We start from the raw sequence: 14,391 nt of genomic DNA, 5'->3' as shown, positions 1-14,391 counted from the left end.
CCTTCAGAAGGCTGCGTTGAAGATGAGCCCGGACAGCGCCCCGCCGATCAGCGGTCCGACCACCGGAATCCACGAGTAACCCCAGTCCGAGGTGCCCTTGTTGGGAATCGGGAGCAGGGCGTGGACGATGCGGGGGCCCAGGTCACGGGCCGGATTGATGGCGTATCCCGTGGGACCGCCGAGCGACAGACCGATGCCGACCACCAGGAACGAGACGATCAGAATCGCGGTGCCGGAGACACCGAGTCCCTTGGTCAGGCCGAAGGCGAGGATCGGCAGCACCAGCGCGATCGTCGCGATGATCTCGGTGACGAGGTTCGCCACGGTGTTGCGGATCGCGGGGGCGGTGGAGAAGATCCCGAGGGTCGGCTGCGCGATCTCTTCATCGGCGTTGGCCTGGAACTGCGCGTAGTAGACCAGCCAGCACAGCACCGCACCGAGGATCGCGCCGACCATCTGGCCTGCGATGTAGACGGGAACCTTGTCCCACTCCCCGGTGTCGATGGCGATCCCGAGCGTCACGGCCGGGTTCAGCTGTCCACCGGACAGCGGAGCCGCGGTGTACGCGCCGGCCATCACGCCGAAACCCCAGCCGAAGGCGATGACGACCCAGCCCGCGTCCTTGGCCTTGGAGTAGTTGAGTACGACGGCGGCGACCACGCCGGCCCCGAAGAGGATCAGGATCGCGGTCCCGATGACCTCACCGAGGAATATGTCTCCATTGCTCATGGCGGCTCCTAGGCCCTGACCGGGACCATCGGCCCGGTCTCCTGCGGGGTGCGTTTCCCATGGCGACTTCAGCCGAAGGCAGGGATGGTCCCGCGCCCCGCCCGGCGTCCGTGACGAGCGTGCCGTAACAGCCGAATCACCCGTGGGGGAGTGGGCCTTGGTACAGGCGGAATCGCACGGCGCAGTGCGTGGATACGCCGAGAATGTACGGCGATGTCGGCTGACACCGGGAAGTGTTCACCGGCGTCCAGGGGGCGTCAAGGTCGCCGACGCCAACGGTTGTGGGCGTGCCGACGGGTCACGGACCCACGCCGACCGTGCTCCTGGCGCGCCCGCTGGTGGGTGGGATGGGCACCGAGGCCCTGCTGAGGCCGGCAGGCAGGCCAGTTCCTGCTGGACCCGGCAGTGGCCGATGGTCATGGCTGTGCTGAGGCCTGCGGTCACTTTTCAGCCACCGTCGGCCACGTGGAGAAAGCGTCTCACCCCCTGCCGGGCTCCGCCACCGCGCACTGCGCCTGGGGCGGGGCGGCCTCCACCCCGCGCAGGATCTCCAGCCCGGGCAGCCCCGCTCGGCCCAGCACCCAGCTCGCCCCGCTCAGCGACTTCGCTGCCTTCTTCAGCGGCGCCAGACAGGAGGCCGCCTGCCGGTGATCCGTCACGCTCCCGGGTTCGCACAACACGGTGGCCAGGGACAATGTGACGGGACGTCCAGCCGCCGACCAGGGCGCGTCGAGGACCGATGCCGCCAGCGGGTTCAACCCCTCGGGGTCCGCCAGCACCAGGAAGTCGTCCCCTCCGATGTGACCGACGCGCGTACTGTCCGACGCCACGTGCTGCAGTGCCCGTCCCACCGACCGGATGAGCTCGTCGCCCGCCGCGAAGCCGGCTCCGTCGTTGACCTGTTTGAAGTGGTCGACATCCAGCCAACTCAGCGCGAACGCCCGGCCGTCCGCGATCCGCCGGTCCACCTCCCCGGTGATCGCGTCCGAGCCCGGCAGCCGGGTCAGCGGGTTGAGGCCGGCCGCCTCCTCGACGCGGGTCTCGGCGAGGGCCCGCACGAGGTCCGCGAGACGTACGACGCCCACACAGCGGCCGTACCGGTCGACCACGGCCACATCGTCCGACGTACGGGCCCTGCCGCCGTCCGCGACGACGTCCAGCACCTCCCACGCGGTGGCGTCGACGCCCACCGTGCGCGGCTGATCCCCGAGCTTGGCCGCGGGGCGGTCCGCGTACAGGGCATGGCCGTAGCGCCCCGACATCGACAGCAGGAAGCGGGAACGATGCACCGACCGCACCGGAACACCGCTCCGGTCCACCAACAGGACCCCGGACACGTCCGGCGACCCGGTCAGCAGCGCCCGGACCTGGCCCGCGGACGCGGTGGCGGGCAGCAGTGCGGCCGGCCGCACGAACTCCCGTACCGACGGCCCCGATCGCGACGTTGCCGCCGGCCCGGGGGAGCGCGGCGGAACGTATACCTCCGCCGCGGGCAACCGAGCCGGCGGGGCGAACAACTCACCCTGGGCCAGTTGCGCACCGGCCGACACCGCGGAGGCGCACTGCATTTCCGTCTCCACGCCCTCGACGCACAGGAGCGCGCCCAACTGCTCGCACAGCGTCCGCATGGCCCGTACCCCTGCCGGCCGCGCCAGCAGGGACGCGTCCAGCTTCACCAGATCCGGCGCCATGTCCGTGAGCAACCGCAACGGCACGTCTCCGTCGCCGACGCCATCCGCACAGATCGGGAAGCCCTGGCCGCGGAGCGCGCCGATCGCCTCCAACAGCGCCTGCTGAGGCACGTGCGTGTAAGGAGGCCCGATGTCGATCGTCACCTCCCACGGCAGCCGACCCGCCGCGCGTACGGCGTCGTGCAGCGGTGTGAGCCCGCCCAGGTCGGCGAGAGTCCCGGCGAACACGTTGACGTACAGGGGCAGCAACGTCTCCTTGCGAGCCGCCGCACGGAACGCCGACACGGCCAGCCGGCCGTCGAGTTCAGGATCACGGCGGGCCTCGGCCAGGACGTCGCCGGCCTCCGGGCGGGCGAGTATCTCCAGCCCCGCGACTCCCCCGGTCGTCAGATTGACCACCGGTTGGAAAGCGAAGCGCAGAGTATCCGTCCAGGAGTCCACGGAAGCATGATTGCGCCGACCACGTAAGCCCGAGCCCAGTTCATGAGACGTTCACACAGGATTTCGGGTTGCTTACGCAGCGTAGACATATGCCTGGTCGGCACGCCTCAGCGCACCGCGACCACCGCGGACCCGTGCCCGAACAGCCCCTGGTTCGCGGCGATGCCCACCCGCGCCCCGGCGACCTGCCGGTCACCCGCACCTCCTCTCAGCTGCCAAGTGAGTTCACAGACCTGGGCGATGGCCTGGGCCGGAACCGCCTCCCCGAACGACGCCAGGCCGCCGCTCGTGTTCACGGGTATGCGTCCGCCCAGCGCTGTCGAGCCGTCCCGCAGCAGCTTCGCGGCCTCGCCCTGGCCGCACAGCCCCAGATCCTCGTACCACTGCAACTCCAGCGCGGTGGACAGGTCGTAGACCTCCGCGAAGCTCAGATCCTCGGGACCGATGCCCGCCTCCTCGTAGGCCGCGCGCGCGATCGATTCCCGGAACGTCCCGTCCGCCGGGCGCACCGCCGCAGCCGAGTCCGTCGCTATGTCGGGCAGATCCAGAACCGTGTTCGGGTAGCGCGGCGTCACCGTGGACACCGCCCGGATCCGTACCGGATCGATGGCGTCGTGCCGACGCGCGAACTCCATGCCGGCCAGTACGAGCGCCGCCCCTCCGTCCGAGGTCGCGCAGATGTCGAGCAGCCGCAGCGGGTCGGCGACCACCGCGGAGGCGGCGACCTCCTCGGCGGTGACCCGCTTGCGATAGCGGGCGTACGGATTCATCGCGCCCATGGCGGCGTTCTTCACCTTGACCTGCGCGAAGTCCTGAGGCGTATCCCCGTGCACAGCCATCCGCCGACGCGCGTACAGCCCGAAGTACGCGGGATTGGTCGCGCCGAGAACCCTGAAGCGAAGCCAGTCCGGATCGTCGGGTCGGTCACCGCCCGCCGGCCGGAAGAACCCCTTGGGAGCCGCATCGGCGCCCACCACGAGCACCACGTCGGCGAGTCCCGAAAGTATCTGCGCCCGCGCGGTGTTGACGGCCTGCGCCCCCGACGCGCACGCCGCGTACACACTCGTGACACGGGCGCCCTGCCAGCCGAGCGCCTTCGCGAACGTCGCCCCGGCCACATAGCCCGGATAGCCACCCCGCACGGTGTCCGCACCGACGATCGACCCGACGTCCCGCCACTCCAGTCCCGCGTCGGCGAGTGCCGCGCGGGCCGCCGCCACCCCGTACTCGACGAAGCCGCGTCCCCACTTGCCCCAGGGATGCATGCCCACACCGAGCACCGCCACCTCGTCCGTCACGCCGCCACCCCCGTCGGCCGCCAATGCCAGGTCGTCCAGATGGTCTCGGCGTCCTCGTGCAGCACGCCCGGAACGACCTCGACCTCCATGCCCACCGTCAGATCGGCGACGGTGACCCCGGGAACCGCCTGTCCCAGCACCACCAGGCGCTCGGATTCCAGCTCCACAGCGATCAACGCGTACGGCACCCACGGAAGTTCCGGATCGGTCACATAGGGTGACGGAGGTCGATACTGGCTGTCGGTGTACGACCAGACGCGCCCGCGCCGCGAGAGCGGGAACTCCTCCAGGTCGCCGCCGGAGCAGCCCGGGTTGCGGCAGTGGGCGTCCTCGCGCGGAAAGAAGACCGAGGCGCAGGTCGAGCAGCGGGTGCCCAGCAGCCGGAAGTCGTCCCCGTCACCGGCGAACCACCCGGCGACCACCGGCGTGCGCGTGCGTGGCATGGTCCCTCCTCAGGACTTGATCTGACGGGACGTCAGAAGTGTGCCACGGGCAACCGCGAAGCGGCAGGGTGACCTTGCGAGTGGACTGCGTCCGACCACTTCCCTCGCGGAATGGACTCCTGATAGACGCAGGAGACATGACACGACTCTCGACCGCCGTGCGGGGACTGGTCACCACCCTCGCCACCCTGCTCGCCGTGACCGCCGCTCCCGCCACCGCCCAGGCGAAACCCGAGCCCCGGGCGCCGGAGAACTTCGTGGCGCTGAGAACCGTGGATCCCACCATCATCCAGGAGATGCGCTACTTCACCCCGCACAACTTCGTGGGCGAGCGCATCGACGGCTACCGGCAACCCCTCTGCATCCTCACCCGACCCGCCGCCGAAGCACTCCACCAGGCCCAGAAGCGGCTGTTGCGCCAGGGCTACACACTCAAGGTGTACGACTGCTACCGGCCCCAGCGCGCCGTCGACCACTTCGTCCGCTGGGCGAAAGACCTCGACGACCAGGCCCTGAAGGGCGAGTTCTACCCCGACGTCGACAAGACCCGTCTCTTCGAGGACGGATACATCGCGGAGAGATCCGGCCACAGCCGCGGCTCGACCATGGACCTGACGATCGTCAGGCTACCGGCCAAGCCCACCAGGCCCTACGTACCTGGAGAGCCTCTTGTGCCCTGCTACGCGCCGCAAGGCCAGCGCTTCCCCGACAACTCCGTCGACATGGGCACCGGATTCGACTGCTTCGACACGCTTTCGCACACCCTTGACCCGCGCATCCAGGGCGAACAGCGCGCCAACCGACTGCTGCTCAAGAGCACCCTCGAAGCCCTCGGATTCGTGAACCTCGCCGAGGAGTGGTGGCACTTCACATTCAAGCCGGAGCCCTATCCGGACACCTACTTCGACTTCCCCGTGTCCTGGAACTCCCTTCCGAAGCTCTGATGACAGGCCCCCGGAAGACGCCCTTCCGCTGATCGGATACAGTCCGCCGCGTGTCCGAAACTCAGTTCTCCGTCCCCAACTCCGCAGCAGGCTCCCACTGTTCGCGCTGCGGCGCGCCCTACGGAGAGGGCGTCTCCGGCTGGCCCCGCACCTGCCCAGCGTGCGGCACCGTGGCCTACCGCAACCCCCTGCCGGTAGCCGTCGCCCTCCAGCCCGTGTACGACACCAAAGGCACAGCCCTGGTCGTCGTCACCCGAACCGTCGCCCCCGCGCGCGGAGGCATCGCCCTGCCCGGCGGCTACATCGACGATCGCGAGGACTGGCGGCAGGCCGTCGTCCGCGAACTCAAGGAAGAGACCGGTATCGACGCGGCCGGCCGCGACGTACGACTCGCCGACGCGATGAGCTCCCCCGACGGCCACCTGCTGCTCTTCGGCCTCCTGCCGGAACGGCCCGCCGACCGTCTCCCGACCTCGGCCGCCACGGACGAGACCGAGGGCTGGCACCTCCTGCACAGGCCGGAGGAGCTGGCCTTTCCGCTGCATACGCTGGCCGTCAAGGCGTTCTTCGAAGGCCGCTACGTCTGACGCTCGTCGAGCCCTCGTATGCGCACCGGACGGGGTGACGTGATCAAGCCGTCCTCGTGCTCCAGCTCGACCAGCAGCTTCCGGCCTTCCCAGCGGGTGACGTAACGCTCGATCTCCGGTTCGTCCCAGCCGTCCCCCGCATCAGGCACGACCAGCCCGCCCCCGGTACGCCCCAGGGCCGGCGCCCACACCTCCAGTTCCAGCCCGCCGTCGTCCCCACGCACGGGGACGACGGCGCCCGAGCGCGCCAGCACCGGGACCCGGGACAAGGGCGCCTCGACGAGCACCTGCCCCGGTCCTTCGTACGCCCGCCCCGTCGCCGTGTCGTACCAGCGCCCTCGCGGCAGCTGCACCGCACGCCGGTCCGTGCCCGGATCAAGCACCGGTGCCACCAGCAGGCAGTCGCCCAGCAGAAACGCATCCTCACAGTCACGCAGCGCGCGGTCCTCGGGCGCCGACCACCACAGCGGACGCACATAAGGCGCCCCGGTACGCCGGGCCAGATGCGCCAACGTCACGAAGTACGGCAGCAGCCTGCGACGCTCGACGAGCGCCACGCGCGCGTGCTCCAGCACCTCGGGACCGAACTCCCAAGGCTCCCGGCGCCCCGCCCGCAGACTCGCGTGGGTACGGAACAGCGGCAAATACGCGGCCAACTGGAACCACCGCAGATACAGCTCCGGCGAGGGACTCCCGTCGAAGCCGCCCACGTCCGGCCCCGAGTACGGCACGCCGCACAGCCCGAGGCCCATGACCAGCGACAGCGAGGCCCGCAGCCCCGGCCAGCCGGTCGCCACGTCCCCGGACCAGGTCCCGCCGTACCGCTGCATGCCGGCCCACCCGGAACGCGAGAAGACGAAGGGGCGCTCCTCAGGCGCCAGTTCGAGCAGCCCCTCGAAACCGGCCCGGGCCATGCACAGGGCGTAGACGTTGTGCGCCTCCCGATGGTCCCCGCCCCGCCCCTCCAGCGAGTGCCGGGCCGAACGCGGCAACGTCGACTCTCCGAACGCCGCGAACGAAGTCGGCTCGTTCATGTCATGCCAGAAACCCGAGAAGCCCTGCCCCAGCCGCTCCTCATACAGACCACCCCACCACCGACGCACGCGCGCGTGCGTGAAGTCCGGGAAAACCGACTCCCCGGGCCAGGCGACCCCCCGCACCAGCCGCCCGGAGGCGTCCCTGACGAACGCGTCCTCGGCCGACCCGCCGTCATACACGGCATTGCCCGGCACGGCCCTGACCGCCGGGTCGACGATCGACACCAGGCGGATGCCGTCCCCGCGCAAGTCCTCCGCGAGCTGCGGCAGTTTGGGAAAACGCTCCTGGTCGACCGTGAACACCTGATGCTCGTCGTAGTGATCGATGTCCAGATGTACGGCATCCAGCGGCAGATCTCGCTCCTGATACCCCGAGACGATCCGCCGCACCTCCTGCTCGCTGCCGAAGCCCCACCGCGCGTGCTGGTGGCCCAGCGCCCACGCCGGCGGCAGCGCGGCCGCCCCGGTGAGAGCGGCCCAGACGAGCAGCACGCGCGCGGGAGTACCCACCATCACCCAGCAGCGCAGCGGACCGCCGTCCATCCGCAGTTCGCTCGTCCCCGCCCGGTCATGCCCCGAACCGGCCCCCTCCGCGCCCTCCCGCAGCGTCACCGTGCCGTCCCACGAGGTGTCGTGGAACACCAGGTGCGTGGCCGCGTCGGCCACCACCAACTGCACGGGCATGGTGATGTACAGCGGATCGGCGCCCGGGCCGAAGGCATGGCCGGGGTCGGTGTTCCACAGCCGATACGTTCCGTCCCTCAACCGAGGGCCGGAAGACCGCGCCCCGAGCCCGAAGAACCGCGCGTCCGCGGCCACCTCCGAGCGCTGCATCCACCGTGCGGATCCACTACCCACCGGCTCCCACCAGCGCGGCGGCAGCTCACGCCGCAGCGTCACACCCCCGGGCGTCTGCACCTCCACGGCGCCGTGCCGCGAGATGACCACCGTCACCCGTTCGGCCACGACCCGCCAGCCGCCGTCCTTGTCGGGCTCCAGCACCGCGCGTGGATCCGGCTCCGGAACGCGGTCCACGAGCGCGTACGACGGCTCGGGACCGGCCCCGTCCCAGCCCCAGAAGACGGCCCCGTTCACAGCGACGGTGATACGCAGCTCGGACCGGCTGAACCGGATCACACCGCCGCCCGGCCCCGGCCGCGCCTCCTGGACAGGTCCGGGCACCCGAGCGCGCTCGGCACCCCGCGGCGGCAGCCCCGCGGCGTCGACACGCCTCCTACGCCACGCCGCCCGCACGGTACGCAACCCCTGGGCCGCCCCCACAGAACCGACCACCTTCATCGAACGCACCAGGTCACGACCGTCCATGCTGCTCAGCCTGCCATTGACCGCCCCACGCGCGCGTGTCGTTCAACTGCCGTTCACCCGTGCTGGGACCACATCTTCACGACACGGACTATGTGGGGCGGACCCTGGTGCAGAAGTCGATCACATGGCATCGTCCGTGTCAGCCGCGTCACGCGCACAACCCAGCCGTGCGCGGAAGACGCACACGACGCGCACAGTCCGGGAGCCGCTCCATGTCGATCATGAACCCTCAGCCGCTCTGGCAGCCAGATCCGGAACGCATCGCCCAGGCCCAGGTCACCAGATTCCAGGCCTGGGCAGCCGGGAACCACGGCGCCCCCTCCGAGGGTGGCTACGCGGCCCTGCACCGCTGGTCGGTCGACGAACTGGACACCTTCTGGAAAGCCGTCACGGAGTGGTTCGACGTACGCTTCTCCACCCCCTACGCGCGCGTGCTCGGCGACCGCTCGATGCCCGGCGCCCAATGGTTCCCCGGCGCGACCCTGAACTACGCCGAGCACGCCCTGCGCGCCTCCGCGACCCGAGCCGACGAACCCGCGCTCCTGTACGTCGACGAGTCCCACGACCCCCGCCCCGTGACCTGGTCCGAACTACGCCGCCAGGTCGGCTCCCTCGCCGCCGAGCTGCGAGCCCTCGGCGTACGCCCCGGAGACCGCGTCAGCGGCTACCTCCCGAACATCCCCCAGGCCGTGGTCGCCCTCCTGGCCACGGCCGCCGTCGGCGGCGTCTGGACCTCCTGCGCCCCCGACTTCGGCGCCCGCAGCGTCCTCGACCGCTTCCAGCAGATCGAACCGATCGTCCTGTTCACCGTCGACGGCTACCGCTACGGCGGCAAGGAGCACGACCGCCGCGACATCGTCGCCGAACTGCGCCGCGAACTGCCCACGCTGCGCGCCGTGGTGCACATCCCCCTCCTCGGCACCGAGGCCCCCGAAGGCGCCCTGGAGTGGTCGGACCTCACCGCCGCCGACGAGGAACCCGTCTTCGAACAGCTCCCCTTCGACCACCCCCTCTGGGTGCTCTACTCCTCCGGCACGACCGGCCTGCCCAAAGCCATCGTCCAGTCCCAGGGCGGCATCCTCGTCGAGCACCTCAAACAACTAGGCCTGCACTGCGACCTGGGCCCCGAGGACCGCTTCTTCTGGTACACCTCGACGGGCTGGATGATGTGGAACTTCCTCGTCTCCGGCCTCCTCACCGGCACCACGATCGTCCTCTACGACGGCAGCCCCGGCTTCCCCGACACAGGCGCCCAATGGCGCATCGCCGAACGCACGGGAGCCACTCTCTACGGCACCTCCGCCGCCTACGTCATGGCCTGCCGCAAGGCCGACGTCCACCCCGGACGCGACTTCGACCTCACCAAGGTGCAGTGCGTGGCCACCACCGGATCACCACTGCCGCCCGACGGGTTCCGCTGGCTGCACGACGAGGTCCGTGACGACCTCTGGATCGCCTCCGTCAGCGGCGGCACGGACGTGTGCTCCTGCTTCGCGGGAGCCGTGCCCACCCTGCCCGTGCACATCGGCGAGCTCCAGGCCCCCAGCCTCGGCACCGACCTGCAGTCCTGGGATCCCAGCGGCAACCCCGTCACCGACGAGGTCGGCGAACTCGTCGTCACCAACCCGATGCCGTCCATGCCGATCTACTTCTGGAACGACCCCGACGGCAGTCGGTACCACGACAGCTACTTCGACACCTACCCCGGCGTATGGCGCCACGGCGACTGGATCACCGTCACCTCCCGCGGCTCCGTCGTCATCCACGGCCGCTCCGACTCCACGCTCAACCGCCAGGGCGTTCGCATGGGCTCCGCCGACATCTACGAAGCGGTCGAACGCCTCCCCGAGATCAAGGAATCCCTCGTCATCGGCATCGAACAGCCTGACGGCGGTTACTGGATGCCCCTGTTCGTGCACCTTGCTCCGGGCGCCGTGCTCGACGAGAACCTCCTGAACCGCATCAAGCAGACCATCCGCGAACAGCTCTCACCACGTCACGTCCCCGACGAGGTCATCGAGGTCCCCGGCGTCCCCCACACCCTCACCGGAAAGCGCATCGAGGTCCCGGTCAAGCGCCTCCTGCAGGGCACCCCACTGGAGAAGGCGGTCAACCCGGGCTCGATCGACAACCTCGACCTCCTCCACTTCTACGAGGAACTCGCCCGCAAGCGCGCCTGACTCACACCCGGCCTCGGGCCCCGCAGATTGAGGAGAAGCCCGAGGCCGGACGCCTGCGACGCCCTCTCCCCGAAGCCGTTGTCAGTGCCGCCGGTTACTGTGAGTGAGCATTGATCGACTGCGCACAGGGGGAAACATGGCACACACCGACGACCAGACGATGCGGCGCGTCCTGCGCCGCGAAATCGCCGGCACCATCGGCCTGCTGACCGACGAGCACGACTTCCGTGCCATGCGGCACTACCGCAGCTTCACCTTTGACGATCACAAGATCTACCTCGAGCAGGTGGAGGCCCTCCTCAGGACCCGAGCCTCCCAAGGCACCCATACGACGATCGCCCTCTTCGACCCACAGGAATACGCCGAGTTCTGCGCGGAAACGGGCCTGGATCCCGACAACCCGTCAAGCCGCACGCGCTTCACCGCCGAACTTGCGACGACCGGACCCACCGTCCCCTACCAGGGCCAGCCCCTGGCAGACCTGGTCCCGGCCCTCGTCGACGAAGCCGTCCGACAAGCCACCTGGGAGTACGCGTCCACCCTCCTGGCACGCCTCGGCGCCTGCGCCACCTGCGGCGAGGACATCGGCCGCGCGGCCTTCGCCCGCGCCTCGAACCTCGTCGTCCGCATCCTCGACACGGCCCACCCGGGAAGCCGGCACCTCGTCTGCAGTGTCACGCGAACCCCCGAGACACTCGTCTCCGTCCTGCACGCCGACGAAGACGCCGAGGGCGCCACCCACCTCGACGAGGCCGAAGCCTTGGAATTCACCACCGTCCTGGCCCTCGGCCTCGCCACCCAGAGCCCCGGCGGACTCGTCATGCGGACCAGCGCCCCCGGCACCTCCGACCGCATCTACGGCTGGCGCCTGCGTGGAGAGGGCCTGGAACCCCTCACCGCGGGCGAAGTCTTCGACGCCTACTGCACCGACATCGATTCCGGAGACCTCATCTCCCCGGAATCGGGCGTCGACTACTGCGTACCGCCGGATCTCGGCGACGAGGAGACTCCAACGGCACACAGCCACTGAACACGGACGGGGCGCTCCACCCGAAGAGTGGAGCGCCCCACGACCAGCACGATCCGGCCGACCGGCCCGACTACTCGCCGGACAGCACCGCCTGAGCGGCACTGCGCGCCTCCTCGGCGCTGTCCGCCGCCCGCGCGGCCGCAGCAGCACGCTCACACTGCGCCAGCGTGTACTTCGCCAGCGTCGCCCGGACATAGGGAATCGACGCCGAACCCATGGACAGAGAGGTGACACCCAGACCGGTCAGCACACACGCCAGCAGCGGATCCGACGCCGCCTCACCACAGACACCACAGCTCTTGCCCTCGGCCTTCGCCGCCTCCGCGGACAACGCGACCAGGTCGAGCAGCGCCGGCTGCCACGGATCCTGAAGCCGGGACACAGCACCCACCTGACGGTCCGCGGCAAAGGTGTACTGCGCGAGGTCGTTCGTCCCCAGCGACAGGAACTCGACCTCCTGCAGGATCGAACGCGCCCGCAGAGCGGCCGACGGAATCTCCACCATGGCACCGAACTTCGCCTGAAGCCCGGCCGCACGGCACGCGTCCGCGAACGCCTTCGCATCGGTACGGTCCGCCACCATCGGGGCCATGACCTCGAGGTAGACAGGAAGCCCTTCGGCCGCCTTCGCGAGTGCCGTCAGCTGCGTACGCAGCACCTCAGGGTGATCCAACAGCGTCCGCAGACCCCGCACACCCAGCGCCGGGTTCGGCTCGTCGGCCGGAGTCAGGAAGTCCAGCGGCTTGTCCGCGCCCGCGTCCAGGACACGCACGACGACACGGCCCTCGGGGAAGGCCTCGAGCACCTGCCGATAGGCCTCTACCTGCTTCTCCTCCGACGGCGCCTGCTTGCTGTCGTCAAGGAAGAGGAACTCGGTCCGGAACAGACCGACACCCTCGGCGCCCGCCTCGACAGCGGCCGGCACATCCGACGGCCCGCCGACGTTGGCGAGCAGCGGCACCTTGTGGCCGTCCGCCGTGGCACCCGGTCCGGTCGATGCCGCGAGCGCCGCCTTACGTGCCGCGGCAGAGGCCTCCAGCTCCGCCTTCTTGGCATCGGTCGGGTTCACGAAGATGTCACCCGTGCTGCCGTCGACAGCGACGACCGTGCCTTCGGCGAGCTCACCGGCACCCGGCAGCGCGACGACCGCCGGCACACCGAGGGCCCTCGCCAGAATCGCGCTGTGACTGGTCGGTCCCCCCTCCTCGGTGACAAAGCCGAGAACGAGAGCCGGGTCCAGCAGCGCCGTGTCGGCCGGAGCGAGATCGCGAGCGACCAGGACGTAGGGCTCGTCGCTGTCCGGGACACCCGGCATCGGAACCCCGAGCAAACGAGCGACGATACGATTCCGCACGTCATCGAGGTCGGCCACACGACCGGCGAGATACTCACCGGCACCCGCCAGCAGCTCGCGGTACGCGGCAAAGGCGTCGTACACAGCACGCTCGGCAGTGCTGCCCACGGCGATCCGCCGATCCACGTCCGCCATCAGTTCCGGGTCCTGGGCCATCATGGCCTGCGCCTCGAGGACCGCCTGGGCCTCGCCGCCCGCCAGATTGCCGCGCGCCATCAAGTCGGCTGCCACGGCTTCCACGGCCTTACGAGCGCGCCCCTGTTCACGCTCCGCGTCCTCGGCCGGAATCTGCTTGGCAGGCGGCTCGAGCACCGCCGTTCCCATGTGCCGAACCTCGCCGATCGCCACCCCGTGGCTCACGCCGACGCCTCGCAGCGTTGTCTCCATCTCACCCGTCTCCGATAGTGCGGCGGGTCCCGCCGCCGCGGTGGTTGTCGTCCTTCTTACTTGCCGCCTCAGGACGGCACCGAAGTCACTTCCAGACGAAGAGACTGTCGCCGGCCTTCACATCGCCGTTGTCGCGCAGTTCGGAGAGGGCCTCCGCAGTGGCTTCGAGGGCCACGATCGGGCATACCGGGGACTTGCCCGCCGCCTCGACGGCCGAGGGGTCCCAGCGGACGACGCCCTGGCCGCGCGTCACGGTGTCCCCTTTGTTCACGAGCGGCTCGAAGCCTTCGCCGTTGAGCTGCACGGTGTCGATGCCCAGGTGGGTGAGTACACCGTGCCCCTGCTCATCGACGACGACAAAGGCGTGGGGGTGGAGGGAGACGATGACTCCGTCAACCGGCGACACCGCCTCGGACGGCTCACGCACCGGGTCGATCGCCGTGCCGGGGCCGACCATGGCCCCGGAGAAGACCGGATCCGGCACTGACGCCAGTCCGATGGCGCGTCCTGCAAGTGGGGACGTGACGGTGGTCATGGGAAGCCTCCCAGGGGTGGAGATCGATATGGGCCGTCGCTGCCTGTGCGGACGGCACACTGTTCAGCAGGGTATGTCACACGAAGTGCCGGTTCCGCGCGGGCACTCCAGAGTGGTCTAGACCATACCTCATATCGATTTGCACCCGCTCTGTCGGCGCGTGTACAGTCGTACTCCTGCTTGGGGCTGAGTGACGCAACTACGCATCCTCGTCCGGCAGCATCAAACTTGTCAGATCCTATCCCGGGGTCACTTTCTGCATGCCTGCAGGGCGGTGGTCAGGGGGCCGGAAAAACCCTGATAGAGTTTGGAACACCGAAGGGAAGCGCCCGGAGGAAAGCCCGAGAGGGTGAGTACAAAGGAAGCGTCCGTTCCTTGAGAACTCAACAGCGTGCCAAAAATCAACGCC

11 protein-coding genes are annotated in these 14,391 nt (G+C 69.6%); 4 read left to right on the top strand and 7 right to left on the bottom strand.

Going from position 1 to position 14,391, the window contains the following annotated elements:
* Positions 1-3: 3 nt before the first annotated feature.
* From ACFZBP_RS30030 to ACFZBP_RS30015, 4 genes are all read right to left on the bottom strand, one after another.
* The gene (locus ACFZBP_RS30030; protein ID WP_383458495.1) at positions 4-729 is read right to left on the bottom strand and encodes an MIP/aquaporin family protein; all 726 of its coding nucleotides are present in this window, start codon (positions 727-729) and stop codon (positions 4-6) included.
* Between the two features lie 479 nt (positions 730-1,208).
* On the bottom strand, positions 1,209-2,861 hold the full coding sequence (locus ACFZBP_RS30025; protein ID WP_391417643.1) for an EAL domain-containing protein: 1,653 nt from the start codon (positions 2,859-2,861) through the stop codon (positions 1,209-1,211).
* Positions 2,862-2,968: 107 nt separating this feature from the next.
* Complete coding sequence (locus ACFZBP_RS30020) at positions 2,969-4,159, bottom strand: lipid-transfer protein (RefSeq protein ID WP_391417641.1); 1,191 nt, start codon at positions 4,157-4,159, stop codon at positions 2,969-2,971.
* Positions 4,156-4,581 (bottom strand): Zn-ribbon domain-containing OB-fold protein, encoded by a 426-nt coding sequence (locus ACFZBP_RS30015; protein ID WP_383458730.1) that lies wholly within the window; start codon positions 4,579-4,581, stop codon positions 4,156-4,158. Before ACFZBP_RS30015 ends, ACFZBP_RS30020 begins: the two co-directional genes overlap by 4 nt.
* A 158-nt stretch (positions 4,582-4,739) precedes the next feature.
* Between ACFZBP_RS30015 and ACFZBP_RS30010 the strand changes: the two genes are divergently transcribed.
* On the top strand, positions 4,740-5,546 hold the full coding sequence (locus ACFZBP_RS30010; protein ID WP_391417640.1) for a M15 family metallopeptidase: 807 nt from the start codon (positions 4,740-4,742) through the stop codon (positions 5,544-5,546).
* A gap of 50 nt (positions 5,547-5,596) precedes the next feature.
* Positions 5,597-6,133 carry an NUDIX domain-containing protein gene (locus tag ACFZBP_RS30005; RefSeq protein WP_383458483.1) on the top strand — a complete coding sequence of 179 codons (537 nt, stop codon included), beginning with the start codon at positions 5,597-5,599 and terminating at the stop codon, positions 6,131-6,133.
* Here the strand turns inward: ACFZBP_RS30005 and ACFZBP_RS30000 are convergent.
* Positions 6,124-8,496 (bottom strand): TIM-barrel domain-containing protein, encoded by a 2,373-nt coding sequence (locus ACFZBP_RS30000; RefSeq protein ID WP_391417638.1) that lies wholly within the window; start codon positions 8,494-8,496, stop codon positions 6,124-6,126. The two genes, ACFZBP_RS30005 and ACFZBP_RS30000, sit on opposite strands and share 10 nt — an antisense overlap.
* A 212-nt stretch (positions 8,497-8,708) precedes the next feature.
* Between ACFZBP_RS30000 and ACFZBP_RS29995 the strand changes: the two genes are divergently transcribed.
* Together ACFZBP_RS29995 and ACFZBP_RS29990 are read left to right on the top strand one after the other, a co-directional pair.
* Entirely contained in the window at positions 8,709-10,676 is a 1,968-nt protein-coding gene (locus tag ACFZBP_RS29995) for an acetoacetate--CoA ligase (protein WP_391417636.1), read from the top strand.
* Between the two features lie 136 nt (positions 10,677-10,812).
* Positions 10,813-11,706 carry a hypothetical protein gene (locus ACFZBP_RS29990; RefSeq protein ID WP_383458474.1) on the top strand — a complete coding sequence of 298 codons (894 nt, stop codon included), beginning with the start codon at positions 10,813-10,815 and terminating at the stop codon, positions 11,704-11,706.
* 70 nt (positions 11,707-11,776) lie between these two features.
* Here ACFZBP_RS29990 and ptsP read toward each other — a convergent pair whose 3' ends face one another.
* Both ptsP and ACFZBP_RS29980 read right to left on the bottom strand, forming a co-directional pair.
* Positions 11,777-13,447: a phosphoenolpyruvate--protein phosphotransferase gene (gene ptsP, locus ACFZBP_RS29985; protein ID WP_383458471.1), complete on the bottom strand. Its 1,671-nt coding sequence runs from the start codon at positions 13,445-13,447 to the stop codon at positions 11,777-11,779.
* 85 nt (positions 13,448-13,532) lie between these two features.
* On the bottom strand, positions 13,533-13,982 hold the full coding sequence (locus ACFZBP_RS29980; RefSeq protein WP_391417634.1) for a glucose PTS transporter subunit IIA: 450 nt from the start codon (positions 13,980-13,982) through the stop codon (positions 13,533-13,535).
* Positions 13,983-14,391 lie beyond the last annotated feature (409 nt).

It is taken from the genome of Streptomyces sp. NPDC008086, assembly GCF_042957325.1.
Taxonomy (GTDB): Bacteria; Actinomycetota; Actinomycetes; order Streptomycetales; family Streptomycetaceae; genus Streptomyces.
This window is presented reverse-complemented; position numbering and strand designations above follow the sequence as displayed.